The following is a 23,041-nucleotide window of genomic DNA, read 5'->3' on the forward strand; positions in this document are numbered from 1 at the left end:
TATACGCCACACCATCAGAACTAGTGCTGAGTTTTAAATTGCTCGGCGGCAACGCGCAAATAATAAAACATCGAAACAATCGTGAGAATGCCGGCAATATAGAGCGCGATCGTACCGAGCAATGGGGTTGAGAGCTGAGGAATCATCGGCTCCCACCACAGCAGTAGCAAAATCGCCAGCATTTGGGCGCTGGTTTTGAGTTTGCCTATCATATTTACCGCAACGCTTTTTGATTTACCCAATTGCGCCATCCATTCGCGCAGCGCTGAAATCGTAATTTCACGGCCAATAATAATCACCGCCAACCAACTGGGTGCGCGTCCGATTTCAACCAGCAAAATCAATGCGGCAGCCACCATCAATTTATCCGCAACAGGATCCAAAAATGCGCCAAATTGGCTGGTTTGATTCCAGCGACGCGCCAAGAAGCCATCAAACCAATCGGTGACAGCCGCAAGCGCAAATAGCGTGGTGCCGACAACATTTTGCCAATGCAATGGGTATTCAGCTTGCGGCAAATAAAATACCCCGACAAACACCGGTATCAGAGCCACGCGCAACCAAGTTAGAACGATAGGTAAATTTAAAGGCATTCTTGCGCCAAAAAAGTAATTAAAGTCGGCGGACATTATGCAATGTCACGCCATATACTGCCGCACGTATTAGTTCAGAAACAAATTGGTGACTGGCTTTTACATATATACCACTTATTTCGCTTTCTTTTCCGCCAGTCGCTGACGACGGCTTTCGGACAATACAATTCCAGTCGCCACCGAGACATTCAAGCTTTCGACCGACCCAAACATCGGGATCGACACCAAGGTATCGCACAACTCACGCGTAAGACGGCGCATACCATCACCTTCATTGCCCAGCACCCATGCAATCGGGCCAGTTTGACCGTAGCTATACAAGTCACACGAGCCTTCCGCATCAGTACCCACGATCCAGATGCCACGCTCTTTTAGATCGCGGATGGTACGCGCCAGATTGGTGACCATCACATAGGGTACAACCTCAGCAGCACCACAGGCCACTTTCGATACCGTAGCATTGATACCCACGCATTTATCTTTTGGCGCGATGACCGCATGCACGCCCATCGCATCGGCAACACGCAGGCAAGCCCCCAAGTTATGCGGGTCTGTAATGCCGTCTAAAATCAACAAAAATGCGGGTTCATCCAGATCATCCAGCACATCTTCAATCGACAAGTAGCTTTTTTCTGTGTCAATCATTGCAGCTACACCTTGGTGGCGCACATGACCGGCAATGCCGTCTAGTCGATCCGCCGACATGGGCGTCACTTTCTGATCTGCGTCTTTAGCCGCTTTGAGCAGGTCTTTCATCCGTGGATCAGTACGTTCACTGCTGACATACAGCTCCAATACGCTATCTGGAAAGCGACGCAAGCGGGCGGTAACAGCGTGAAAGCCGTGGATGATTTTCTTTTGCATGATGGGCAACTAGCTACGTTCAAAGGCGTGATTTTACGGGTTTTCTGCAGAAAAAGCGCGGTAAGATTCATGAGCTAATAAAAAACGGCGCTGTTAGCGCCGTTCAACATTAAAAACCTTGCTGAATATCTTTAATCAAATCGCCCACATGCTCCAAGCCTACCGAAATACGCACCAAGCCATCGCCGATACCAGCGGCGGCGCGCGCCTCAGGCGTAAGGCGACCATGCGAGGTCGTTGCAGGGTGTGTAATCGTCGTTCGAGTATCGCCCAAATTGGCAGTGCGGCTCATCAGCTCGACTTTATCAATTAATGACCAAGCCGCATCCTTGCCTCCGACCAAATCAAACGACACCACGCCCCCCCCCCCCGTTTGCTGGCGTTGTGCCAAGTCGTATTGCGGGTGCGATTTTAAGCCTGGGTAATATACCTTGGCGACTTGCGGCTGTGCTTCGAGCCATGTCGCTAACTCCAGCGCCTTTTCACAATGTGCTTTCATACGAATTGACAGTGTTTCTAAGCCTTTGAGCATTACCCAGGCATTAAATGGCGATAGTGTTGGGCCTGCAGTTCGCAAGAACAAATAGATAGGCTCGAGCGTGGCGTGGCTTCCTACTACCGCCCCACCCAAAACACGCCCCTGCCCATCAATGTATTTGGTAGCCGAGTGTACAACAATGTCGGCCCCCAACTTTAATGGTTGCTGCAAAGCGGGTGAGCAGAAACAATTGTCTACGACCAGCAAGGCCTTATTTTCATGTGCCACGGCTGCGATCGCAGCGACGTCCGCGATTTCGGTCAATGGATTAGATGGCGTTTCAAGGAAAAATAGTTTTGTAGTGGGGGTAACAGCCTGAACCCATTCGTCAACATTGGTTGGAGAGACATACGTCACCGTCACACCAAATTTACCCAGATAGGCATTAAACAGCTGTATCGTTGCGCCAAACAAACTATTGGATGAAACGATGTGATCGCCCGATTTGAGTAAACCCATGCAGAGCGACAAAATCGCACTCATTCCCGATGCCGTAGCGACACAGCGCTCAGCGCCTTCCAGCGCCGCCAAGCGCTGCTCAAATGCACTCACCGTTGGGTTGGTAAAGCGCGAGTAAATATACCCCGGAATTTGCCCAGTAAATTTCAGGGCTGCTTCTTCAGCAGAGCCAACCACAAAGCTCGAAGTCAAATGCATCGCATCCGAATGCTCGCCAAACTCGGAACGCATTGTTCCAGCTCGTACGGCCAGAGTATCGGGATGGAGGTCATTAAAATCGAGCATTTTTTATCCTTAGTAATTAAAACGGGAGCTTAAGCTCCCGTTTTTGCAGTCGTCATTAATACAATCAATTAAATCAAATTTTGCTCGGCAACGCCAATATTCAAATCAATGACCGTACCGGCTTCATTGGTTTTATTAGAAAGTGGCGAGAGTCGCTTGGCTTCGAGTTCATCAAGATAGGCATCCGTGATGTCGCCAGTGATGTAATGTCCGTCAAAACAAGACGTCTCAAACTCAGTGATTTTGCCACCACTTGCATCAGAACAGGCCTGAATTAAAGCCGACAAATCCTGATAGATAATGCCGTCAGCACCAATCTCAGCCGCAATTTGCGCATCAGTACGGCCAGTGGCGATCAACTCATTGCGCGTTGGCATATCAATACCGTATACATGCGGGAATTTCACTGGTGGCGCAGCAGAAGCCAAGTACACTTTTTTCGCCCCAGAATCGCGCACCATTTGCACGATCTCTTTTGATGTAGTGCCACGGACGATTGAATCGTCAACTAACATCACGTTTTTGCCGCGAAATTCAACCGCAATTGGGTTTAATTTTTGGCGTACCGATTTTTTGCGGCTTGCCTGACCCGGCATAATGAAGGTACGGCCGATATAGCGATTTTTCATAAAACCTTCGCGATATGGCAAACCCAAGGCATCGGCCAATTGCAAGGCTGAATCACGGCTGGTATCGGGAATAGGAATCACCACGTCGATATCCAGTGCTGGCACTTGCTTGCGCACTTTTTCGGCCAATTGCTCACCCATTTTCAGACGTGCTTCGTGCACTGAAATGCCATCGATTACGGTATCTGGGCGGGCAAAATAAACATGCTCAAAAATACAGGGAATCAGCGTGGGCGATGGATGGCATTGCTGGCTAAAGAACTCACCTTCAAAGGTGATATAAACCGCTTCACCCGGCGCAATATCGCGGACAAATTTAAAGCCCAGTACGTCATGCACGACCGATTCGCTGGCCACTGCGTATTCTTTGCCTTCTGCCGTATCGTGTTCACCCAAAGACAATGGGCGAATACCGTGCGGGTCACGGAAAGCCACCATACCAAAACCGGCAATAATGGCAACGACTGCATAAGCACCCTTCACTCGACTATGCACAGCAGTAATTGCATCAAATACCGTTTTTGCATCCAACTGCGGGCCACTCACACGGCGCGACAATTCATGCGCAAAGACATTACACAATGCCTCAGAATCTGAATTGGTGTTGATATGACGCAGGTCAGTGCGGTACATATCTTCTTTCAGTTGCTTATCGTTAGTCAGGTTGCCGTTGTGGGCCAACACAATACCAAACGGGCTATTCACATAAAACGGTTGGGCTTCAGCCAAGCTAGATGCTGAGCCTGCTGTTGGGTAACGAACATGGCCAATACCCACATTTCCCATTAAGGAGCGCATATTGCGCGTGCGAAACACATCCCGCACTAAGCCCTGCCCTTTATGCATATGCAGCACTTGCTGTTCTGCAGTGACGATACCGGCTGCATCTTGACCACGGTGCTGAAGCACCAGTAGTCCGTCATACAACATTTGATTAACCGGCGTTTTGGCGACCACACCTAGAATGCCACACATTGGTCAGAGCCCCTTCAACTTGCAAAAATTATTCAAACTGGATCCGAGTCGCCAAAACTTCGGGCAACATCGGCTTAACTAATACTGCGCTTTGCTCAAACAATGGACTGAACATTGCATTTCGCCAAACGGTACTTTTGGGAAAACTGGTCAACCCCGCCAACATCACTAAGGTTAACATCAATAAAAAACCACGCACGATACCAAAGGCTGCGCCAAAAAAACGATCGATGGGCTTTAGGCCTGTGACCATCAAAAATTGATTCAGCGTAATGCGCACAATGGCCGACAACAGCCACGTAACAAAGAATATAACAATAAAGCCAGCAGCATAACGCAAGCTATCATTAGGCAAGCTGTGCGGCATCCATTCAGCAGCTTGGCCAGCAAAGTGGGACGCGCACCAAAATGACAATACCCAGGCCAGCAAAGCCAAGATTTCCTGCGTTAGCCCTCGCATTACCGATAAAAACATCGACAGGCCGAGAATAGCCAGCGCAATGTAATCAAATTGCGTCATGGCGCAGCCTGAACAATCAATTTACCTGGGACACCTAAAGCATCTAAACGCTGCAACCACGCCTTAGCTTTTGCTTCATCATGCCCTGGACCGATACGAACTCGGGTTAATTCGCCCTTTGGAGTGGTCACTTTTTCAGAGCGCGCTGGTATTCCTGCATCTGTGAGCTTTTTAAGCGTTTGTAGAGCCTTACTTTCATCAGCATATGCACCAATTTGGATGTAGTACAAATTCGACTTATCGCTCTTCGGTTCAACAGATTTAACTTCCACCGTTTTACCCGTACTAGTGCCTTCCAAAATCGCTTTAGGGTCGGCAGGCGCTTTAGTTGATTGTGGTTTAAGGGTTGGTTTTGGTGATGGTTTGGCTGTTGGTTTTACAATTGGCTTAGCTGTAGCTTTTACAGCTGCATTTTCTTCAGCTTGTAGCGAGGTGGCATCAGGTACCACTTTTGGCGCTTTTTCTTGATGGCTAACCAACTTGCCAGGCAGCGCAATTGGGGCGACATGCGAAGCCTCTGGCACTTGGGGCGTTACAACAGGAGCCTCTGCAATAATCGCTGAAGCAATAGCAATAGGCGCGCTTGCAACTTGACTCGCAGTTTGGCTCACCACAGAGGATAGTGCTGGCGCACTCGATATAATTTCGACCGATTGTGTTTCAAGCAAAGATTTTGGTGGTTCACCATCGAGCGCAGTCCACAACACCGTCAACGCAAATATAACTAGTGCGATTGCACCCACTAAGCGGCGGCGCGCTCTTTTTCTCAGCTCTTGCAACTCGTCGCTAACATTGGCCATAAATTCAGTGTCCACGTGCCGTCATTACTTCCGACACGGTATAGAAAGATCCAAAGACCAAGATTCTATCAGCTTCGTTAGCCATCTCACAGGCTGACTGATAAGCTTTTTCAATGCTTTCGCATTGAATTACACGAGCTAATGGCGAGTGTGCGGCAATAAGCTCAGCCAAAACACTAGCTTGTGCTGCACGCGGCAGATTGGGTGCTGCAACATGCCAAACATCGATCCGATCGGCCACCAGTTTGATCACGCCTTCAATATCTTTATCTTGCATCATACCCAACACAGCATGGGTCACAGGATGAAAGCCCATATTATCTAGGCTGGCGCGAAAAACAGCGGCAGCGTGCGGATTGTGCGCGACATCGAGCACCACTACGGGTCGACCAGGCAGCACTTGAAAACGAGCTGGCCACTCCACTTCCAGCAGCCCGCGTTTAATATCACCTAGACTAATCGGTAGCTGCGCCTTGACTGCTTCAAGCAAACCTAATGCCATCGCGGCGTTCGCCATTTGATATTTGCCCCGCAAGGCAGGAATAGGCAGTGCATTTTTACGGACGCCGGTTTTATCCCACCACACCCACTGCTGACCTTCCGCTTGCATCTCAAAACCAAAATCCACGCCAATTAATTGCAAATTGGCACCGATTGCGTGTGCGGTATCGATCAGGGATTGGGGTGGATATGGGTCGGCACATAAAGCTGCCTTTCGAGGGCGATATACTCCCGCCTTTTCAATTGCAATCGCTTCTCGTGTATCACCTAAATAGGCCTGATGATCAATCCCTATGGTGACCACGCCAGAGACGGAAGGCTCAAAGATATTCACCGCATCAAGACGGCCGCCTAAGCCAACCTCTAAGATGGCAACATCCACTTCTTGCTGCATAAACTGATGCACAGCAGCTAAGGTGCCGAACTCGAAATAACTTAATGAAATATCTTGCCGCGCAGCTTCAATTGCCACAAAACTTTCCACAATGGGTTGATCGTCGATGGGCACGCCATTGATTGCAATACGTTCATTGTATTTCAGTAAATGCGGGGAGGTGTAAGTGCCAACTTTATAGCCAGCAATGGTGAGTATCCGCGTGAGCATGGCGCAGACAGAGCCTTTCCCGTTGGTACCCGCCACCGTAATGACGAGGCAACGAGGGAAAAGCCCCATGCGTTGTTGGACAGTTTTTACGCGCTCCAAGCCCATGTCGATCGCCATGGGATGTAGATTTTCCAAATAATTCAGCCAAGCGGCCAAATCCCGCTCTACACCCATTGCGATAGAATCAGACATTAATTTACAGAGGCTTGGTTATTCAATAAAGTCAGAACATCAGCTAGGCGCTGACGCAATTCACGACGATCAACAATCATGTCAATCGCACCTTTTTCAAGCAAGAACTCAGAGCGCTGAAATCCTTCTGGCAGTGTTTCGCGCACAGTTTGCTCAATGACACGTGGCCCAGCAAAACCAATCAATGCACCCGGCTCGGCCATTACGACATCACCAATAAATGCAAAAGAAGCTGAAACACCACCCATGGTTGGATCGGTTAACAAAGAAATAAACGGCAGCTTTTTATCCGCCAATTTGGTCAAAATGGCATTGGTTTTCGCCATTTGCATCAAGGAATTCAAGCCTTCCATCATACGGGCGCCGCCAGAGGCAGAAACACAGATGAATGGAATATTATTTTCAATCGCCACCCGCACGCCGCGCACAAATCGCTCGCCAACCACAGAGCCCATCGAACCGCCGATGAATTTGTACTCAAATGCAGCCACCACAACTGGCACAGTCAAAATGCTGCCCTGCATGACGACCATTGCGTCATCTTCGCCTGTTGCGCTAGCAGATGCAGTTAACTGATCGCTATAACGTTTATTGGCTTTAAATTTCAAAATATCGACCGGCTTTACTTCCGACCCAATTTCAAAACGGCCCTCAACATCAAGCAATTGATTTAATCGTTCGCGTGCCGGCACCGCATTGTGAAAGCCGCACTTTGGACATACTTCAAGATTATTTTCTAAGTCCGAACGATACAGTACGGCGCTACACGCCGAACATTTGCTCCACAAGCCTTCAGGCACGGCCGACTTATTGGGGGTCGTACGACTTTTGATTTTTGGCGGTAATAATTTTTGCAGCCAACTCATTGTGTTCTCCTTAGCCCGTTACGCGCGAGCTGTATCCATTGCAGCGCGTACGCCAGATAAGAATTGCGTCAGACGCTCAGCCAAACCTTCTTCACCGAGTTCAGCTTCCTGCACCAGACGCGAGCCGATCACAACTGCATCGGCAATTTTTGCGACATTTTTGGCTGATTCGGCATCACGAATACCGAAACCCACGCCAATTGGTAAATCCAGATATTGCTTTAAAAAGTCCAATTTTTCTGCGACAGCCGCGATATCGAGATTGGCCGAGCCCGTAACGCCTTTAAGCGATACGTAATACACATAACCACTAGCTAGACGAGCCACTTCTTTAACGCGAGACTCTGGCGTGGTTGGTGCCAACAAGAAAATCGGATCTAAGCCGTGTTTTTTATAAACCGCAACTGACTCTTCAGCCTCTTCAGGCGGCATATCAACGGTTAATACACCATCTACACCAGCGGCAATGGCTGCTTGTGCAAACACTTCGTAACCCATTGCCTCAACTGGATTGGCGTAACCCATTAACACGACAGGCGTTGTCGTGTTGGTTTCACGAAATTGAGCCACATAAGCAAGGACATCGCGTAATGACACATTGTATTTCAGGGCACGCTCAGAAGCGCGCTGAATTACGGGGCCGTCCGCCATTGGGTCAGAGAACGGCACGCCCAATTCCAGAATGTCTGCCCCTCCCGCTACCAATGCATGCATCAATTTGACGGTTTGATTCGGGTTGGGGTCCCCCGCCGTAATAAACGGGATCAAGGCCTGACGGTTTGCCGCCTTGAGATTTTGCATTACCAATTCAATACGTGACATAGGGTATATCTACCAAAGCAATACTGAGATTGATCTTGGGGCATATACCCCAAGATTATAATTAAAGTTGAATACCAAGTTTCTTAGCAATCGTCGGAATATCTTTATCGCCACGACCTGACAAATTTACCAGCAAGATTTGATCTTTGCTCATCGTCGCAGCCATTTTTGATGCTTGCGCTAAGGCATGACTTGATTCCAATGCCGGAATAATGCCTTCATATTTGCACAAATCATGGAAGGCCTGCATCGCTTCATCGTCGTTAATTGCCACGTATTCCGCGCGACCAATATCTTTCAAATGACTATGTTCAGGGCCAACGCCTGGGTAATCCAGGCCCGCAGACATTGAGTGAGTCTCACTAATCTGGCCATTTCCATCGTGCATCAGATATGAGCGCTGTCCGTGCAGGACACCCGCTTTCGCATTGGAAGTTAATGGCGCGGCGTGGCGACCTGTTTCAACACCATCACCACCCGCTTCCACACCAATCAAACGCACTCCAGGCACTTCGATATAGGGATGGAAAATACCAATCGCATTCGAACCACCGCCCACACAAGCAATGACCGCATCAGGCTGGCGGCCAATCATTTCCTGCATCTGAACTTTACATTCCTCACCAATCACCACCTGAAAATCACGCACTAATTGCGGATAAGGGTGTGGGCCAGCTGCGGTTCCAATAATATAGTACGTTGAATCCACATTAGTGACCCAGTCACGCATTGCCTCATTCATCGCGTCTTTCAATGTGCGAGTACCAGACTCAACGGCTACTACGGTAGCACCCAACAACTTCATCCGAAATACATTCGGAGCCTGGCGAGCAACGTCTTCTGCGCCCATGTACACCACGCATTCCATACCATAGCGAGCAGCGACCGTCGCAGAAGCAACACCATGCTGCCCTGCTCCAGTCTCTGCAATCACGCGCTTCTTACCCATACGGCGCGCTAGCAATGCTTGGCCAATGGTGTTGTTGACTTTATGTGCACCAGTGTGATTCAAATCTTCACGTTTCAGATAAATTTGCGCGCCACCAATAGCATTCGACCAACGCTCGGCATGGTAAATTGGGCTTGGGCGGCCAACATAATGTTTCAGATCATGGCGATACTCAGCCATAAAAGCAGGGTCTTTAATCGCGGCTTCAAATTCATGCTTCAGTTCTTCTAGAGCAGGAATTAAAGTTTCGGCAACATAAATGCCGCCATGCTGACCAAAGTGACCACGTGGATCAGGCTGCTGATATTTATCGTTCATCTTTATCTCACACTGTGTACGGCATTAATAAATGCTTGAACCCGCTCTAAATCTTTGATGCCTTTACTTGATTCGACACCACTCGACACATCAACCGCCCAAGGTTGAACTTGCTGAGTAGCGAAAGCCACATTCTCTGGATGTAACCCACCAGATAATATCAGTGGCAGCGGCAAAGTATCAGGCAATAGCGCCCAATCAAATGCTTCACCAGTACCACCAGGCACACCATCAACCCAAGCATCAACCAAAATGCCTCGACATAATGGATGGACATATCGCTGGGCGTATTCTACCAAATTTAGATCAGGTTTTACCCTGACGGCCTTGATAAAAGCACGATCATATTGAATACATTCGTCCAATGTCTCATCACCATGAAATTGCAGTAAGTCTAGCGAAACAGCAGACAACACAGACCTGACAACTTCAGCCTGCGCATTCACAAATAAACCCACCGTTGATACAAACGCCGGCAGAGCTGCGCTAATTTCAGCGGCCAACTCAATAGATACATTGCGAGGACTAGGCGGATAAAACACCAAACCAATCGCATCCGCCCCCATACCAATTACACGCAAGGCCGTGGCGCGATCACGCAAACCGCAAATTTTAATACGAGGGATCACGTCGATTCCTTAAATCAAGCCAAATCGATATTCTGGTTCAGTTGGAAGGGCATATTGCTCGGGATAGCTAACACCGGTCAGATACAAGCCATCAGGCATAAAGGTAGGAGGCGCCACACTTCGATTGCGCTGCTCAATCAACCAAGCCATCCACTCGGCTGATTCGTTGCCTTTACCAATATGAAGCAAGGCCCCCATCATATTGCGCACCATATGATGCAAAAAAGCCGTTGCGCTAAAATCAAAATAAATTAAATCACCCTGCTGTCCGATTTCGATTTTTAGCATTTTTTTTACAGGGGACAGGGCCTGGCACTCCGCAGCCCTGAAGCTGCTAAAATCATGCTCACCCAATAGATATTGGCTAGCGAATTTAATGGCGTTTAAATCAAGTTGATTATGTATCCAGCCCACTTTGCCAGCCCAAAGACTAGGGCGGATAGGATGCTGCAATAACAGATAGCGATAATGGCGCGCAGTAGCGACAAAACGCGAATGAAAGTCAGATGGCACTTGTTTTGCCCACAAAACAGAAACACCATCAGGCAAAAAACTATTAACGCCACGCACCCAAGCGGTGATTGGCCGATTAGCAGCCGTATCAAAATGCACAATCTGGCGCGTCGCATGCACCCCAGCATCAGTACGGCCTGCAGCATGCACACGCAATGAATGGCCAGCCATACGCCCTACAGCACGCTCCATCTCACCCTGCACTGTTGCAACATCAGGTTGAATTTGCCAGCCGTTAAATGCATGCCCATCATATTCCACTGCTAATGCATATCGTTTTACTTCCAAAGCGCGCTATTCCCAATACAAACAGTTAAAACGATCAGCAAAAACTGAACATTCAATATAATTTTCTGCCACTGCGACATCCCATCAAGGATGAGAATTTCGCCTTGTACACTATCAAGACCTGCATCCATTAAACCCTGCAATAATTCATAGAAGGATTTTCTTTGCTCCAACAGCATCTCTGCGTCAATCAAAGTCAAAGCTAGTCGAGCCGCACAGCGCTCAATATCAACACCCAACCACGAGAGAGGCTTTGCGCAACAATACAGAGCCGAAACTATATCGTCCTTATCAAGAAACGTCAGCAAGATTTGCAAACTACTGGCAACCACTAATAGGCGCATACCCTGCTCGAACCCTAACCGCACACCCTCCACTGTAGGCGAAAACCAATACGGAGAAAGATACACACCAGGTGTAGTCCATGCATAAATAACTACCATCGCCAAGAATAGCCAGCGCATCCTAGGCAGGCAGCGAATCAGCCGAGCCCGAGCAATGAGCACAGACAACACCACCACTACAAATCCAAAAACAAAAAGAGCAAAGCGCTCAAGCCATGGCAGAAAACTTAGCAGCCATAACCAGAGCGCCAGCAAATGAGCAGCGTGAATTTTCAATCGTATTTACAAATCAAAGGTCAGCCAATAGTGATTTAGCTACTTGCTGTTGCGACTCCGTCCCTTCCTGAACAGCTTCTTGCAAGATTTCACGAGCCCCTTCAACATCTCCCATATCAATGTATGCGCGAGCCAAATCAATCTTAGTTTGGACAGGGTCATCTGCAGCAAAATCTAGTTCGCCAGCTGCGGCAGCCTCTGTTAAATCCAGACTAATATCGCCAAACGTACTATCCGCCTCTAAAGCACTTAATCCGACAGGCTCAGCCTCAGCACTTACATCCAAAGGTTCCGCACCAGCACCCGCCAAGTCAAAATCAAAATCAAGTTTGAGGTCATCATCCATTGACTCCGATTGCTCAGCATGAGGCAACTCAGCCAATGCTTCGACCGCCCCTGCGACGGGCACATCAAAATCAGGCAACGTTACATTGCCGAAATCTAAGTTAGAAGCCGATATGGTTTCTACTGAAGGCAATTCAACATCCAAACCATCCAAATCAACCGAAGGCAAGTCAACCGAAAGATCTAAATCCGCCAAGTCTTCCAGTGCGGACAATTCACCAGATTCAGTGCCCAAATCAATCGGCAAATCCAAGGACATCAAACTATCACTGTTAACATCTGTAAGCTCTTCAACCGCATCCAAAGTAGGAGAAGGCAATTTGAAGTCTTCATTTAGAGCAAAATCACTTTCCGCGACAGCATCTAAAGCAGCCGCATCTGCATTATCAACAGCCAAATCTAAATCTAGGTCACCAATCGAAGGTGGGGCATCTAATGACAGGTCAGCAGCAAAATCACTTACTGAGTTATCATGTTTTGCATCCAAGTCCAATTCAAAATCCAAACTTGTATCTTGAGATTGCATAACATCTGGTGCAGTTGGTTCATCTAGCGATGGAGCATCAGACGAGTTTGCCATCGCCATAACACCAGCGACCGCAGCCACTGCTACAGCAGGCGCCACAACACTACTAGTATCAACAACGCCGGCAGGTTCTTTATGGTAAAGCGGATTTTCAGGATCAATTGCACGGCCGTTCATGGCTGCGCTATGCCAATTCTCACCCTGACCATTGGTTACCGCAAATAATGTAGATGCATGCTCTTCATACGAAGCCACATCACGGCGCGCTGCATAAATATCGAGCAACTTCATGCGAATTTCGTGACGAGTCGGATCTTTTTGCAAGGCATCTTTTAGAATTTCTTCTGCCTGTGCATCGCGCCCATACGCCATGTACACTTCAGCTTCTGCAATTGGGTCAACTTCGTCTGTATCAATGGTGCCCAAGCCTTGGCGACTAAAATCGGTCAAGAATGAATTTTCAGTAGCTTGCGTACTAATTACACCCCCGCCTGTACTCCCAAGTACAGTATTAGCCTTCAAGTCGCCACCTGTGATGATACTGTCCTCAAAAACACCTGGCTTTTGACGACGACGGGCATACCATAAGCCACCAGCACCCAGTGCTAACGCCAATATGCCACCACCAAGCGTCAAAGGATCTTCGAGCAAGCCATCAATAAAACTTGGCTCTTCAACAACAGGCGCTTCTACTTGTACTCGGCGCTTAGGCTTAGCAACTTCACTGGCGACTTTCGACGCAACGGAAGCCGCAGCGACAACGGGTTCACTCGCCACAGCCGCGACAGGGCCACTTGCCACAACGGAAGAAGCCACAGGTGCCGCGGTTACCAAAGTAGAAGCCTTAATTGGCTCTGCACTTGCTTTTGCCTTGAGTGCAGCCAGTTTTTCCATATCAGCAACATTTTTTTGCAATGCCGCTACACGCTGATTGGCCTCATCCAGCGCTTTTTGTCTCGTCGCAATCTCTTCTTCAAGCGCTTGCAATTTAGATGCATCACCCGCTTTCTTGGCCGCATCCGCTGCCTTAGATAGCTTTAATACATCTTTATTTTTATCCGTCGCGCTTGCGCCTTGATCTTGCACCTTGGCAGTTATTTTTCCGCCCGATGATTGTTCGCCCAAATCTTTTGCTGGAGCCTTAGCAGCAGACTCAGCAAGCTTGCCACGGTACGAATGCCAATCCGCAGCCTGCACAGTAATTTCTTTAGCCGCCTCTGCTTTTGACACTTGCTTCATTTCATCGGCAGCAGGGACATGCAAAATTTTGCCGCGCTTCAAGCGATTCATATTCCCATCAAATGCAGCGGCATTCGAACGATACAAACTTACCAGCACCTGCTCCAAGCTAACCCCAGAAGGCTGCACTTGTTTTGCAATTGAACTTAAGCTGTCACCAGCTTTAACTTTATAACTATCGCCAGTTGTTGATGCCTGATTTGAATCAGCACCACTAGTAGCTTCATGCTGCTGCGGAGTTTTAGGGGCTGGGGTAGTCGCAGTAGATTTTGACTGTTTAGGCTGCTTAGCCTCCTTAATTGCTCCACTAGTGCGAGCACCTGGTAATGCAGTAGATGCAAAACGAGCCTTATCAGCGCTCGAACCGCCGGAGTAGTCAGCGGGATCTATGAGCGCCGTATATTCACGCTGAATTCTGCCCGCAGCCCAATTGAGCTCAACGAGCAAATCAAGGAATGGCTCCGAAATGGGTTGTGTTGAATTAACTACGACATAGTACTGACCACCAGCACGCTTCTCGATATTAAAACGCAAACCTAGTGATGCAGGCGGATAGGCAATTTGAGCGGTGCTGTAGCTCTCCGGAGGAGCCAGACTCACCACGAGCGAATCAGCTTCATTAGGCTGAACGGAAACTAAATCTATCTCACCACGAAATGGCTGCCCCAAACCGGACAACACATTCAAACGCCCCAAACCTGCTGCCTGAGTCAATAAAGGCATTGCAGCCATCGCTACCGCCAGGACACATGCTTTAAAACGAGGTGACTTTTGCACAAGCAATCTCCGAAATGGGGCAACACTTCCTCGCCCACATCCAATGAGCAAATTGAAGGTACAAATGACCCACAATCAAGAAAGCATTTACCATCACACGCATTTCAATATGCGTAGTTATTCAACAATTAAAGCAATAATACGGACTTTTCAATCCATTACAGAAATTTATATTCATTTTTTCTGTCAATCGTAACAGCTACGCTACGTTTTTGCGGGATTTTAGCAACATCCCAACTTTCAAGAGCCCATTCCCATAACTCAAACAATGGCGCGGCTTTCATATCAATTAATGGCTGCTGCCACAATAGGTAAAGCGCCTGCCATAACTGAGCTGCCTCATTGGAGCTTAACAAAGCTGGAGCTAAAGTTTGCTTGCTCAGCTTTTCACCACGAGAGTTAGTAATCACTGGAATATGCAAATACTGAGGCTGATACAAATTCAATACTTGCTGAACATATCGCTGCCTAGGCGTTGAGTCTAGCAAATCGGCGCCTCTGACAATATGAGTTACACCACTATCTGCATCATCAACTACAACTGCAAGTTGATAAGCCCATAAACCATCAGCGCGCCTAATCACAAAGTCACCCAAATCATCAAACAATCTTTGAGATACCACTCCCTGCACTCGATCTACAACCTCCAGCAAGTCATTCGACACTTTTATTCGATATGCAGCCTTTACCGTTTCCATCATTGACCGCTCACGACAGCGCCCGACATAGCGCGCACCATCAATACCAAGCAAGCCATCGGATTGAATCATTTTTCTTGTGCAAGTACATTGATAGGCAGCGCCAGCCTCAATCAATCGCTCCAACATTGCCCGATAGCGTAATTCACGCTGACTTTGCCAAAGCACTGCACCATCCCACTCAAACCCAAAACGCTCCAGCGTAGATAAAATAGACTGAGCCGCCCCTGGCACCTCACGCGGAGGATCCAAATCTTCTATTCTCAACAACCATTGTCCGCCGTTTTTTCGAGCATCTAGGTAGCTGGCAACCGCAGCCATGAGTGACCCCATATGCAGCACACCAGTAGGACTTGGCGCAAAACGCCCAACATAAGGTGAATTTTGAGATGTAAGCGTTTGCATTGAAAAGCACTGTAAAATGGAAGGGTTTAATTACCTTGCCCACATCGCAACGATGTGCAGCTGTTAGAATAATGACCAATTACGTGTATTCGACCCCAATGGAGCCCACATGACTTATGTAGTTACAGACGCTTGCGTAAAGTGCAAATACACCGACTGCGTTGACGTATGCCCAGTTGACTGCTTTCGGGAAGGCCCCAACTTTTTAGTGATTGACCCCGATGAATGCATTGACTGTACTTTATGTGTGGCAGAATGCCCCGTCGAAGCTATTTATGCCGAAGATGATGTCCCTGCAAACATGACTCAATACATAGCCGCCAACGCAGAACTTGCAAAACAATGGCCCATCATTGTACAAAAAAAAGAACCGCTACCCGAGCATGAAGAGTGGGCAAGCATCAGCGGCAAATTCGATCAAATAGAACGCTAAGCATACAAATCCTTGAAACATATTGCAAATTGAGCTATAGTCGCGAACTCTTAAACCTTGCCTGACCGTGGTCGCTAACGGCAGGCTGCAAACCATAAGGAGCAATACATGCGACATTATGAAATCGTGTTTATCGTGCACCCAGATCAAAGCGAACAAGTTCCAGCAATGATCGAGCGCTACAAATCACTGATCACTACTGGTGCTGGTTCTATCCATCGCATGGAAGATTGGGGTCGTCGTCAATTGGCTTACCCAATTCAAAAAATCCACAAAGCACACTATGTGTTGATGAACATTGAATGCAGCCAAGAAACTTTGGAAGAAATTGAACACGCATTCAAATTCAATGATGCTGTACTTCGCCACCTGACTCTGAAAACAGAAGGCGCAGTAACTGAAGCTTCTCCGATGATGAAAGAAGAGAAATCAAAATCTCTGACTCAAGGCGCTGAAGTTCAAGCTGCTTAATTCGGAAAAATTGAATTTACGAAATCAAGCTTTAGCCGAAGGTCATTTACTGATCACAGACGCAATTCGCCGGACTCCTGCTGGCATTGCAATGATTGAAGGATGGATTATTCATCAATCAGAGCAAACCGAAGCGGGCTTACAACGCAAAGTTGACTGTGAAATACCTTTTGTGGCGCTCGGTGATATTTGTCAAAAATTGATCACCACAACAGCAAATCAAAAAGTTAAATGCAAGGGTTTTTTAGCCGCTCGCAGCAGTAAATACAGACAAAGCTTGGTTTTACACATTACCGCTTTTGAATATTTGAATTGAGGATTAGACAATGTCTCGCCAACTCTTCAAGCGCAGAAAATTCTGCCGCTTCACTACCGAAGGTATCGCTCAAGTTGACTACAAAGACGTAGCAATCTTGAAAGATTTCATCTCTGAAAACGGCAAGATCATTCCTGCACGTATCACTGGCACTAAAGCCAAATATCAACGCCAATTGTCGACAGCCATTAAATTGGCTCGTTTCTTGGCTTTGTTGCCTTACACTGATCAACACTAAGACGGACGGGAGAAACTTATTATGCAAATCATCCTGCTCGAAAAAGTAGCGAATCTGGGTCAATTGGGCGACATCGTTAAAGTTAAAGATGGTTACGCTCGTAACTTCTTGATTCCACAAGGCAAAGCTAAACGCGCAAATGAAGCCAATATGGCTGCATTCGAAGCTAGCCGTGCGGAATTGGAAGCTAAACAAGCTGAAATCTTGGCTGAAGCTCAAGCTCGCGCAGTTAAACTGGAAGGCGCTGAAATCACAATCGCTCAAAAAGCGGGTGTTGATGGCCGCCTGTTCGGCTCAGTAACTAACCACGACATCGCTGAAGCCATCACTGCTTCTGGCGTTGCAGTTCAGAAATTTGAAGTGCGCCTGCCAAATGGTCCATTCAAAGCAATCGGCGAATACGAAGTTGCTTTGGCTCTGCACCATGACGTAGTAAGCACCATCAAATTGCAAGTTGTAGGCGCAGCAGCTTAATTATTAGCTACTCGCAAAAAAAGCCACGATTGATTCGTGGCTTTTTTATTTACTACAAATCACTTCGATAACGACTTTAAAACCCGAGAAACAGCCACTAATCCAAAGGTTGCTGTTACCGTCATCACCGCACCAAAACCTCCTGCGCAATCCAAGCGCACTCCCTCGCCACTTTGTGGTTTTGCCGCACAAACCGAACCATCAGCCTGCGGATACATTAACTGCTCGGTTGAATACACACACTCAACACCCATCTTCTTGCCATTTTTGGCAAATCCAAAATCCCGCCGCAACAGATTGCGCACCTTTGCCGCCAAAGGGTCTTGAATCGTCTTACTTAAATCATCGACCTTGATTTGTGTCGGGTCGATCTGTCCACCCGCTCCACCCACCGTAATAATTTTAATTTTATTACGCCGACAATACGCAATTAATGCAGCCTTAGTTTTAACGCTATCGATACAATCAATAATGTAATCATGCCCATTCAAATATTGAGTAAAGTTTTCTTCTGCTACAAAATCCTCAATTGCACGAATTGCTATTTCCGGATTAATTGCCAATAGACGCTCTGCAACCGCCGCCACTTTCATACGACCAAACTGCCCTTCTAATGCAGGCAATTGACGATTGGTGTTTGAAATGCAGATATCATCCAGATCAATTAAAGTTACGCCACCTACCCCCGATCTCGCCAAACCTTCTGCTACCCAAGAGCCAACACCACCTATACCAATCACGCAAACTTTCGCAGACGCAAATTTCGCCAACCCTGCGGCGCCGTATAAGCGAGCTACACCAGCAAAACGTCGCTGATAATTATTTTCTTGTTCCATAGTCACTTAAACCCTAAAAACAATTCAGCCCCAAATGGGGCTGAAAATACTATAGCTATGTATACCTTACTAAGCATTGAATTAGCTTAACTTTAAGGCAATACCCTACTCTGCTTTCTTTGGTGCACGTTTGCGTAGGCTAGGTTTTGCAACAACACCCTCATTCACAGGTGCTTCTTCTTCCGGCATTGCTGGCGGCGGGGTCGTTGGATGCAAAGCATCTGCCGCAGCCGGAGCAGCCTTAGGGCCTCCCGGCATACCAAAGCCAGTAAACAGGTTTTTTGCACGTTCTTGCAGCTGCTGCTGCATTTCCACAAACATATTGGTACTGCTTTCCAAATAATTGCCCATCATATTTTGAATCGCGGGACCTTGGAATTTCATAAATTCCCCCCACAAATTCGCATTACTAAACATGGGATTATCACCAGCTATCGTCGACTTGGTTTGGTCTTGCAAGCGAGACTGCATTTCTGCAAACAATTGCATATTCTTTTCGAGATAATTCCCCATCAAGCCCTGCATTGCATGGCCGTAAAACCGGATAATCTGCGTTAATACATCGTAGGAGAACATCGGCATACCACCGGCTTCCTCTTCCAGAATAATCTGCAGCAACACACTACGGGTCAGATCTTCACTTGTCTTGGCATCTTGGATGGAAATATCGATACCATCGAGCACCAATTGCTTAACATCGGATAGCGTTATATAGCAGCTCGTAGTGGTATCGTAGAGGCGACGATTTGGGTATTTTTTGATGACCCGCTTTTCCATATTCATCTATCCTTTTTTACCGTATTTTGTGCAGACTCATATTATCTAGCGAGAAGGCAATCTACGCCAGTACAATACACATGGTGCGTCGCAACAAAATAGATTTGACAACACACAAAAGCTGTACCAAAATAGTTTTGGATTGTGCATTGCACCATACAACCGGATACTCCGGTTCTGGCCTTAAACCTACCCTTGGAGATTTCGAAATGACTACAGCACAGCAACAATACACTAGCTTTGCCACCGAACAAGTTGAAACCGCTTTGCGCTTTGCTCGCATTTCTTTGGATTCAATTGATCGTCTTGCCAAGCTGCAAGTTGAAACCGCTAAAACTATCTTAGAAGAAAATGCTAAAACCTTGAAACAACTTAGCACAATCAAAGATGTTCAAGAAGCTTTAGCTGCCCGTCAAAAAATTTCTGAAGCTGCAATTGAGCAAGCTACAGCTTACTCACGTAACTTGTATGAAATTTCATCACAAGCACAAAACGAATTTTCAAAATTGGTTGATGAACGCAACGTTGACTTCAATAAAAACGTAGTCTCAGGTTTAGACCGTTTCGTTAAAAACGCACCAGCAGGCGCTGATGCCGCTGTAGCAGCCGTAAAATCAACAGTGCAAGCTACTGCTGCCGCAGTTGACAGCATGACCAAAGCGGCAAAGCAAGTCGCTGAGTTTGCTGATGCTTCTGTAAAAGCGGCATCGACTGCAACTGCTGATGCAGTAAAAACAGCAGCTAAAAAAGCCAGCGCCACCAATGGCAGCAGCAACTAATTTGTTGGAAGCTACAAAAAAGGCTCCTTAGGGAGCCTTTTTTTCATGCAGGTAATTCAAGTGAGCGTGTTGCCACGCCCACTTAGCATCATTCCGCAGCAGGAGCCTCTTCAGCCGGAGCGGCCGCAGCAGGTGCCTCATCATTCAATACAGCTTTGATCGACAAGCGAATACGACCTTTTTCATCTTGTTCGATCACTTTCACACGCACAATTTGACCTTCTTGCAAGTGATCAGCAACATTAGAAATGCGCTCATTAGCGATTTGGCTAATATGAACCAAGCCATCTTTACCAGGCATAATTGATACGATTGCACCTACGTTTTTGTCCAAGATTTTTACGACTGGACCTTCGTAAATACGCCCGATTTCAACTTCGGCGGTAATTTCTTCGATGCGACGGCGAGCTTCTGTGGCACCTTCAGCAGAAATAGAAGCGATCGTAATCGTGCCATCTTCGCTAATATCGATTTGCGTGCCAGTTTCTTCGGTCAACGAACGAATCACTGAACCACCTTTACCAATCACATCACGAATTTTTTCTGGATTGATCTTCATCGTGTAAAGACGTGGCGCATGTTCACTCACTTCTTCACGTGCACCATCCAGAGCGCCTTTCATGATGCCGATAATGTGTACGCGACCTTCTTTGGCTTGATCGAGCGCAACAGACATAATTTCTTTAGTAATGCCAGTGATCTTGATGTCCATTTGCAGCGCAGTAATACCGTTTTCAGTACCTGCCACTTTAAAGTCCATGTCGCCAAGGTGATCTTCATCGCCCAAGATGTCCGACAGCACAGCGAATGCACTACCTTCTTTGATCAAACCCATTGCGATACCAGCAACGTGGTTTTTCATCGGCACACCAGCGTCCATCAGTGCCAAGCAACCGCCACACACCGATGCCATAGAAGACGAACCATTTGATTCTGTAATTTCAGATACAACGCGCATTGAGTAAGCGAAGTCTTCTTTGTTTGGCAGCATGGCAACTAAAGCACGCTTAGCCAAACGACCATGACCAATCTCACGACGCTTTGGCACGCCTACGCGGCCTGTTTCGCCAGTAGAGTATGGAGGGAAGTTGTAATGCAGCATGAAGCTATCAGTATAACCGCCGTGCAATGCATCAATTTTTTGCTCGTCCAGCTTAGTACCCAAGGTTGCAGCAGCAATGGCTTGCGTTTCACCACGAGTGAATAGCACAGAACCATGCGCACGTGGCAGCACGCCAGTACGGATCGAAATAGGACGTACCGTACGAGTATCGCGGCCATCAATACGTGGTTCGCCGGCCAAAATTTGGCCACGTACGATTTCAGCTTCTAAGCCTTTGAAAATTGATTTAATTTCATTGGCTTCAAGCGTACCCGTTTCTTCAGTGATCAATGCCGCTTTTACCAAAGCCCAAGTTTCGTTAATTTTCTGCGTACGAACTTGTTTATGGCGCAGTTTGAACGCCTGGGCAACGCCTTCAGCAGCAATCGCACGCACTTTTGCGATCAATTCTTCATTTTTTGCTGGAGGAGTCCAATCCATCAACTCTGGATTTACTTCATCGGCCAATTCGTTGATTGCATTGATGGCCGCTTGCATTTGCTCGTGGCCGAACACCACCGCGCCCAACATCACGCTTTCTGACAATTCATTGGCTTCTGACTCAACCATCAATACGGCTTGGCTAGTACCAGCTACCACCAGATCCATCTGGCTGTCTTTCATTTCTGACAGATCTGGACACAACACATACTCGCCATTGATGTAGCCCACGCGTGCAGCGCCAATCGGGCCATCAAATGGTACGCCAGAAATCATTAACGCAGCAGACGCGCCGATCATGGCTGGGATGTCAGAATCCACTTCTGGATTAATCGACATTACAGTCGCAATGATTTGGATGTCGTTGTAGAAACCTTCCGGGAACAACGGACGAATAGGACGGTCGATCAAACGGCTCGTCAATACTTCTTTTTCGCTTGGCTTGCCTTCGCGCTTGAAGAAACCGCCAGGAATTTTACCAGCAGCATAAGTGCGCTCTTGGTAATCAACAGTCAGCGGGAAAAAATCTTGGCCAGGTTTTACATCGCGCGCAGCAACAACAGTAACGAGGACACAAGTGTCATCCATGTTAACCATCACTGCGCCAGTTGCTTGACGTGCGATTTCACCAGTTTCGATGGTGACATTGTGTTTGCCGAAGGCAAAAGATTTGCTGATTTTATTGAACACGTTCTGTCCTTTTAACAATATATCTGCGACCTAGATAATGAGTTATTGCTGCGATGGGGGCCAGCCAAATCGATCGATATATTTGATGATTTGCCCAAGGCCGATTCCGGCACAACTGATCCTTGCTCTACCGCCGGAATCGCTATTGGGTAGAAGCAAAGAATTTGAAATCTGGGGAAAACTTGGATACTAGAAATGAAAAAGTCGCAGCTTTCGGCTGCGACTTTGGGGCTGAATTACTTACGCAGACCCAGCTTAGCAATCACATTGCGGTAGCTATCTACGTTAGTGCGTTTGAGGTAGTCCAACAAACGACGACGGCGAGAAACCATTTTCAACAAACCACGACGTGAGTGGTGGTCTTTTTTGTGTTCTTTGAAGTGAGGTGTCAGATCGTTGATACGTGCGGTCAACAATGCGATTTGAACTTCAGAAGAACCAGTATCGCCAGCTGCGTGTTGGAAATCTTTAACGATTTCAGCTTTTTGTGTAACTGTTACAGTCATTTTACTACTCCGTAAATGCGGCT

At 47.4% G+C, this 23,041-nt stretch carries 25 protein-coding genes; 6 read left to right on the top strand and 19 right to left on the bottom strand.

Annotated features, from left to right (window positions below; genetic code table 11):
• Nucleotides 1-20: 20 nt before the first annotated feature.
• The 15 genes from pgsA to gluQRS form a co-directional block, all read right to left on the bottom strand.
• Entirely contained in the window at nucleotides 21-593 is a 573-nt protein-coding gene (gene pgsA / locus HQ393_RS05255; protein ID WP_179357790.1) for a CDP-diacylglycerol--glycerol-3-phosphate 3-phosphatidyltransferase, read from the bottom strand.
• Between the two features lie 114 nt (nucleotides 594-707).
• Nucleotides 708-1,460 carry a 23S rRNA (guanosine(2251)-2'-O)-methyltransferase RlmB gene (gene rlmB, locus HQ393_RS05260; protein WP_179358406.1) on the bottom strand — a complete coding sequence of 251 codons (753 nt, stop codon included), beginning with the start codon at nucleotides 1,458-1,460 and terminating at the stop codon, nucleotides 708-710.
• A 106-nt stretch (nucleotides 1,461-1,566) separates the two neighbouring features.
• Nucleotides 1,567-2,739, bottom strand: coding sequence for an O-succinylhomoserine sulfhydrylase (locus HQ393_RS05265; protein WP_179357791.1), 1,173 nt, complete (start codon nucleotides 2,737-2,739; stop codon nucleotides 1,567-1,569).
• A gap of 68 nt (nucleotides 2,740-2,807) precedes the next feature.
• Nucleotides 2,808-4,343 (bottom strand): amidophosphoribosyltransferase, encoded by a 1,536-nt coding sequence (gene purF, locus HQ393_RS05270; RefSeq protein WP_179357792.1) that lies wholly within the window; start codon nucleotides 4,341-4,343, stop codon nucleotides 2,808-2,810.
• 28 nt (nucleotides 4,344-4,371) lie between these two features.
• The gene (locus HQ393_RS05275; RefSeq protein ID WP_179357793.1) at nucleotides 4,372-4,863 is read right to left on the bottom strand and encodes a CvpA family protein; all 492 of its coding nucleotides are present in this window, start codon (nucleotides 4,861-4,863) and stop codon (nucleotides 4,372-4,374) included.
• Entirely contained in the window at nucleotides 4,860-5,387 is a 528-nt protein-coding gene (locus HQ393_RS05280) for an SPOR domain-containing protein (RefSeq protein ID WP_179357794.1), read from the bottom strand. The genes HQ393_RS05275 and HQ393_RS05280 overlap by 4 nt, the downstream gene beginning before the upstream one ends.
• Before the next feature lie 280 nt (nucleotides 5,388-5,667).
• Entirely contained in the window at nucleotides 5,668-6,960 is a 1,293-nt protein-coding gene (gene folC, locus HQ393_RS05285) for a bifunctional tetrahydrofolate synthase/dihydrofolate synthase (RefSeq protein ID WP_246307960.1), read from the bottom strand.
• A complete protein-coding gene (gene accD, locus HQ393_RS05290) occupies nucleotides 6,960-7,826 on the bottom strand; it encodes an acetyl-CoA carboxylase, carboxyltransferase subunit beta (RefSeq protein ID WP_179357795.1) in 867 nt (288 codons plus the stop codon). The genes folC and accD overlap by 1 nt, the downstream gene beginning before the upstream one ends.
• An 18-nt stretch (nucleotides 7,827-7,844) precedes the next feature.
• Nucleotides 7,845-8,648: a tryptophan synthase subunit alpha gene (gene trpA, locus HQ393_RS05295; RefSeq protein WP_179357796.1), complete on the bottom strand. Its 804-nt coding sequence runs from the start codon at nucleotides 8,646-8,648 to the stop codon at nucleotides 7,845-7,847.
• A 61-nt stretch (nucleotides 8,649-8,709) separates the two neighbouring features.
• Nucleotides 8,710-9,915 carry a tryptophan synthase subunit beta gene (trpB, locus tag HQ393_RS05300; protein WP_179357797.1) on the bottom strand — a complete coding sequence of 402 codons (1,206 nt, stop codon included), beginning with the start codon at nucleotides 9,913-9,915 and terminating at the stop codon, nucleotides 8,710-8,712.
• A 2-nt stretch (nucleotides 9,916-9,917) separates the two neighbouring features.
• The gene (locus tag HQ393_RS05305; protein ID WP_179357798.1) at nucleotides 9,918-10,544 is read right to left on the bottom strand and encodes a phosphoribosylanthranilate isomerase; all 627 of its coding nucleotides are present in this window, start codon (nucleotides 10,542-10,544) and stop codon (nucleotides 9,918-9,920) included.
• Nucleotides 10,545-10,553: 9 nt separating this feature from the next.
• Complete coding sequence (gene truA / locus HQ393_RS05310) at nucleotides 10,554-11,345, bottom strand: tRNA pseudouridine(38-40) synthase TruA (RefSeq protein WP_179357799.1); 792 nt, start codon at nucleotides 11,343-11,345, stop codon at nucleotides 10,554-10,556.
• Nucleotides 11,336-11,965 (bottom strand): hypothetical protein, encoded by a 630-nt coding sequence (locus HQ393_RS05315; protein WP_179357800.1) that lies wholly within the window; start codon nucleotides 11,963-11,965, stop codon nucleotides 11,336-11,338. Before HQ393_RS05315 ends, truA begins: the two co-directional genes overlap by 10 nt.
• A 13-nt stretch (nucleotides 11,966-11,978) precedes the next feature.
• Entirely contained in the window at nucleotides 11,979-14,852 is a 2,874-nt protein-coding gene (locus HQ393_RS05320) for a motility hub landmark protein FimV (RefSeq protein WP_179357801.1), read from the bottom strand.
• 158 nt (nucleotides 14,853-15,010) lie between these two features.
• The gene (gene gluQRS / locus HQ393_RS05325; RefSeq protein WP_179357802.1) at nucleotides 15,011-15,955 is read right to left on the bottom strand and encodes a tRNA glutamyl-Q(34) synthetase GluQRS; all 945 of its coding nucleotides are present in this window, start codon (nucleotides 15,953-15,955) and stop codon (nucleotides 15,011-15,013) included.
• A gap of 109 nt (nucleotides 15,956-16,064) precedes the next feature.
• Between gluQRS and fdxA the strand changes: the two genes are divergently transcribed.
• The 5 genes from fdxA to rplI all read left to right on the top strand — a co-directional run bounded on the left by fdxA (nucleotide 16,065) and on the right by rplI (nucleotide 17,887).
• The gene (fdxA, locus tag HQ393_RS05330) at nucleotides 16,065-16,388 is read left to right on the top strand and encodes a ferredoxin FdxA (RefSeq protein ID WP_179357803.1); all 324 of its coding nucleotides are present in this window, start codon (nucleotides 16,065-16,067) and stop codon (nucleotides 16,386-16,388) included.
• A gap of 108 nt (nucleotides 16,389-16,496) precedes the next feature.
• On the top strand, nucleotides 16,497-16,859 hold the full coding sequence (rpsF, locus tag HQ393_RS05335; protein WP_179357804.1) for a 30S ribosomal protein S6: 363 nt from the start codon (nucleotides 16,497-16,499) through the stop codon (nucleotides 16,857-16,859).
• Between the two features lie 10 nt (nucleotides 16,860-16,869).
• Complete coding sequence (gene priB, locus HQ393_RS05340) at nucleotides 16,870-17,175, top strand: primosomal replication protein N (protein ID WP_179357805.1); 306 nt, start codon at nucleotides 16,870-16,872, stop codon at nucleotides 17,173-17,175.
• Nucleotides 17,176-17,185: 10 nt separating this feature from the next.
• Nucleotides 17,186-17,413 (top strand): 30S ribosomal protein S18, encoded by a 228-nt coding sequence (gene rpsR / locus HQ393_RS05345; RefSeq protein WP_157315514.1) that lies wholly within the window; start codon nucleotides 17,186-17,188, stop codon nucleotides 17,411-17,413.
• Nucleotides 17,414-17,434: 21 nt separating this feature from the next.
• The gene (rplI, locus tag HQ393_RS05350) at nucleotides 17,435-17,887 is read left to right on the top strand and encodes a 50S ribosomal protein L9 (protein WP_179357806.1); all 453 of its coding nucleotides are present in this window, start codon (nucleotides 17,435-17,437) and stop codon (nucleotides 17,885-17,887) included.
• Nucleotides 17,888-17,946: 59 nt separating this feature from the next.
• Here the strand turns inward: rplI and tcdA are convergent, their stop codons facing one another.
• Together tcdA and phaR are read right to left on the bottom strand one after the other, a co-directional pair.
• Nucleotides 17,947-18,723: a tRNA cyclic N6-threonylcarbamoyladenosine(37) synthase TcdA gene (gene tcdA, locus HQ393_RS05355; protein ID WP_179357807.1), complete on the bottom strand. Its 777-nt coding sequence runs from the start codon at nucleotides 18,721-18,723 to the stop codon at nucleotides 17,947-17,949.
• A 105-nt stretch (nucleotides 18,724-18,828) separates the two neighbouring features.
• Nucleotides 18,829-19,500, bottom strand: a complete 672-nt coding sequence (gene phaR, locus HQ393_RS05360; RefSeq protein WP_246307961.1) for a polyhydroxyalkanoate synthesis repressor PhaR — start codon at nucleotides 19,498-19,500, stop codon at nucleotides 18,829-18,831.
• Nucleotides 19,501-19,709: 209 nt separating this feature from the next.
• Here phaR and HQ393_RS05365 point away from each other — a divergent pair, with 209 nt between their 5' ends.
• Nucleotides 19,710-20,279, top strand: a complete 570-nt coding sequence (locus HQ393_RS05365) for a phasin family protein (RefSeq protein WP_179357809.1) — start codon at nucleotides 19,710-19,712, stop codon at nucleotides 20,277-20,279.
• An 88-nt stretch (nucleotides 20,280-20,367) separates the two neighbouring features.
• Here the strand turns inward: HQ393_RS05365 and pnp are convergent, their stop codons facing one another.
• Together pnp and rpsO are read right to left on the bottom strand one after the other, a co-directional pair.
• Nucleotides 20,368-22,512, bottom strand: coding sequence for a polyribonucleotide nucleotidyltransferase (pnp, locus tag HQ393_RS05370; protein WP_179357810.1), 2,145 nt, complete (start codon nucleotides 22,510-22,512; stop codon nucleotides 20,368-20,370).
• A gap of 236 nt (nucleotides 22,513-22,748) precedes the next feature.
• Nucleotides 22,749-23,018 (bottom strand): 30S ribosomal protein S15, encoded by a 270-nt coding sequence (gene rpsO / locus HQ393_RS05375; protein ID WP_179357811.1) that lies wholly within the window; start codon nucleotides 23,016-23,018, stop codon nucleotides 22,749-22,751.
• Nucleotides 23,019-23,041 lie beyond the last annotated feature (23 nt).

The sequence above is a fragment of the Chitinibacter bivalviorum genome (assembly GCF_013403565.1).
GTDB lineage: Bacteria > Pseudomonadota > Gammaproteobacteria > Burkholderiales > Chitinibacteraceae > Chitinibacter > Chitinibacter bivalviorum.

Coding starts and splice junctions, on each gene's coding strand:
- tcdA (WP_179357807.1), bottom strand. CDS start 18,723: ATGGAACAAGAAAATAATTATCAGCGACGTTTTGCTGGTGTAGCTCGC.
- phaR (WP_246307961.1), bottom strand. CDS start 19,500: ATGGAAAAGCGGGTCATCAAAAAATACCCAAATCGTCGCCTCTACGAT.
- rpsO (WP_179357811.1), bottom strand. CDS start 23,018: ATGACTGTAACAGTTACACAAAAAGCTGAAATCGTTAAAGATTTCCAA.
- pgsA (WP_179357790.1), bottom strand. CDS start 593: ATGCCTTTAAATTTACCTATCGTTCTAACTTGGTTGCGCGTGGCTCTG.
- fdxA (WP_179357803.1), top strand. CDS start 16,065: ATGACTTATGTAGTTACAGACGCTTGCGTAAAGTGCAAATACACCGAC.
- HQ393_RS05365 (WP_179357809.1), top strand. CDS start 19,710: ATGACTACAGCACAGCAACAATACACTAGCTTTGCCACCGAACAAGTT.
- folC (WP_246307960.1), bottom strand. CDS start 6,960: ATGTCTGATTCTATCGCAATGGGTGTAGAGCGGGATTTGGCCGCTTGG.
- trpB (WP_179357797.1), bottom strand. CDS start 9,915: ATGAACGATAAATATCAGCAGCCTGATCCACGTGGTCACTTTGGTCAG.
- HQ393_RS05275 (WP_179357793.1), bottom strand. CDS start 4,863: ATGACGCAATTTGATTACATTGCGCTGGCTATTCTCGGCCTGTCGATG.
- rplI (WP_179357806.1), top strand. CDS start 17,435: ATGCAAATCATCCTGCTCGAAAAAGTAGCGAATCTGGGTCAATTGGGC.
- rpsF (WP_179357804.1), top strand. CDS start 16,497: ATGCGACATTATGAAATCGTGTTTATCGTGCACCCAGATCAAAGCGAA.
- HQ393_RS05265 (WP_179357791.1), bottom strand. CDS start 2,739: ATGCTCGATTTTAATGACCTCCATCCCGATACTCTGGCCGTACGAGCT.
- trpA (WP_179357796.1), bottom strand. CDS start 8,648: ATGTCACGTATTGAATTGGTAATGCAAAATCTCAAGGCGGCAAACCGT.
- purF (WP_179357792.1), bottom strand. CDS start 4,343: ATGTGTGGCATTCTAGGTGTGGTCGCCAAAACGCCGGTTAATCAAATG.
- rpsR (WP_157315514.1), top strand. CDS start 17,186: ATGTCTCGCCAACTCTTCAAGCGCAGAAAATTCTGCCGCTTCACTACC.
- gluQRS (WP_179357802.1), bottom strand. CDS start 15,955: ATGCAAACGCTTACATCTCAAAATTCACCTTATGTTGGGCGTTTTGCG.
- accD (WP_179357795.1), bottom strand. CDS start 7,826: ATGAGTTGGCTGCAAAAATTATTACCGCCAAAAATCAAAAGTCGTACG.